This is a genomic window from Streptomyces sp. NPDC051636 (assembly GCF_044453765.1).
Lineage (GTDB): Bacteria > Actinomycetota > Actinomycetes > Streptomycetales > Streptomycetaceae > Streptomyces.
Map to the genome: position 1 here is coordinate 1 of NZ_JBITDA010000084.1, position 2,058 is coordinate 2,058.

Annotated in this window: 2 protein-coding genes; both read left to right on the plus strand. The window is 67.5% G+C overall.

Going from position 1 to position 2,058, the window contains the following annotated elements:
* Positions 1–1,061, plus strand: a 1,061-nt coding sequence (locus ACIBBH_RS42455) for a transposase (RefSeq protein ID WP_399414344.1), incomplete at its 5' end; no start/stop codon positions are given.
* 162 nt (positions 1,062–1,223) lie between these two features.
* Positions 1,224–1,937 carry a hypothetical protein gene (locus ACIBBH_RS42460; protein ID WP_399414347.1) on the plus strand — a complete coding sequence of 238 codons (714 nt, stop codon included), beginning with the start codon at positions 1,224–1,226 and terminating at the stop codon, positions 1,935–1,937.
* Positions 1,938–2,058 lie beyond the last annotated feature (121 nt).

Here is a 2,058-nt window from a genome sequence, read left to right on the forward strand (position 1 = left end):
CCACAGGCAGCGACGCCGTCCGGCTGCTGGAGCACGTCGGGGAGCATGGGGCGGATCGCCTGTCCGGTCCCCGGGTCCAGGCCCTGCGGCAGATCATAGTGCAGAACTACTACCGCGACGGGGCCGGCCGCCTGCGCTGGCGCACCGCCGAGGACGGCGGCCTGCCGCCCTCGGCCGTCGCGGTCGTCTCGCCCTACGACCCGACGGCCCGCTACGCGCGCCGCGGACACGTCACCCGTTGGAAAGGGTTCGTCGCGCATCTCACTGAGACCTGTGATCCCGACGGCGTCAACGTGATCACAGATGTGGCCACCACCGACGCCACCGGCTACGACGCGAAGGCGCTGCCCGGCATTCACACCCGGCTCAAGCACCGCGGGCTGCTGCCCGCCGAGCATCTGGTCGACGGCGGCTACACCTCCCTGGTCCATCTGGAACAGGCAGCCCGCGAACACCAGGTCACGGTCACCGGACCGCTACCGGTCAACTCCACCCGCCAGCACCGCAAGAACGACGGCTTCGGCCGCGACGACTTCCGCATCGACTTCGACCGCCAGCAGGTCACCTGCCCGCAGGGCGAGACCAGCGCGGGATGGCACGGCCCCTATCCGACCTCCTCACCCACCGCGGCACCTCTGATCGTGGCACGGTTCACCAAGAGCCAGTGCCGTCCCTGCCCGGTCCGCACCCGCTGCACAACCACCACTGACAGCGCCCGAACCGTGGGCTTTCCCCCGCGAGAACTCCGTGACCTGCAACTCCGAGTCCGCGCCGAGCAACAGACACCCGAATGGCAGGCCCGCTATGCGGTCCGCTCCGGAGTGGAAGGCACGATCAACGAGCTCGCTCACGGACACGGCATGCGCCGCTGCCGCTACCGGGGACAGCAGAACGCCCACCTACAACACGTGCTCACAGCCATCGCCGCAAACATCGAGCGCCTCAGCCGACGGCCGCCGACCGGAGAAGCAACTCCGTCCCGGCCGCCGACCGCCTTCCAGAACTTCCTGGACCAGCACGGGATCCCCCGGCCGAGGTCTTGGCGGTCCGCCAGAGACTGAGCAGACGACACCAAGATCCCCGACAGAGTCAAGATCAGCGGAGTGAGCAATTCCCACTCCTGGTCGGTGAGTTCATGTCGATGCACGACCCATGATCCAATAGGGGCGACCCAGGCAACCCGCGAACCGCTGGGGTCTGGGCGCGCGGAGGGGGAGATCGCCATGAATGTTATTGCGGGGGCTGTGGGCTCGCAGATTCTCAGTGCAGTGGTGGCCGCCGTGCTCACCGGGATCGGCACCCTGGTGCGCTGGTACGTGGTCAAGCGGCTGCCCGCACGTCGCACGTGGCGCTACCTGAACGCAGGCGAACTCTCCATCGTTCTGGACACCTCCTACGTCGACACCGGCCGCTACCAGCGACCCGTAGCCGGTCTGGGACAGGTCCGGGCGCTGTCCGTGCTCGTCCCCTCTCTCACCCACGCCTACCGGGACCTCGATTTGGAGAAGGTCCGCCTGTCGGCACACTTGCCGGGCAGCGAGATGGAGCACGACCTGCTCGTATTGGGCGGACCGAAGAACAACGAGGCAGCCCGCCGCATCCTGGAGGCCATGACGGAGGCGTTGCCGTTCCGGCTGGGCGGAGGAGCGATCACCTGGGAGGGGACGGCCTACACAGGCGATGCCGCGGACGGCGAGGTTGTACGTGACTGCGGCTACATCGTCCGAGCAGCGAACCCCCTCAATCCGAAGAAGCGCGTCGTGCTGATCGGCGGTTGGTCAACCTATGGCACCGTGGCCGCAGCCCGTTGGTTGGTCGAGAAGGGCGCCAGTCGTTCCCTGCCCGCCGATGTCGCCGTGCTTGTAGAAGCCTCGGTTCTTCGAGATGGCCACGTGTCCACACCTCGCGTTCTGCGCCAGGCAAGCCTCAGCAGGTGAACCGCGCCACCGTTTGAAGACGGGCCCTAGTAGGGCTTGGTCAGGTTTGTATTGCCGTGGTTATGTCGCGGTGGCAGGTGGGGCAGGCGCCGGCCCAGAGGGCGAGGAGTGTCTGCAGTTC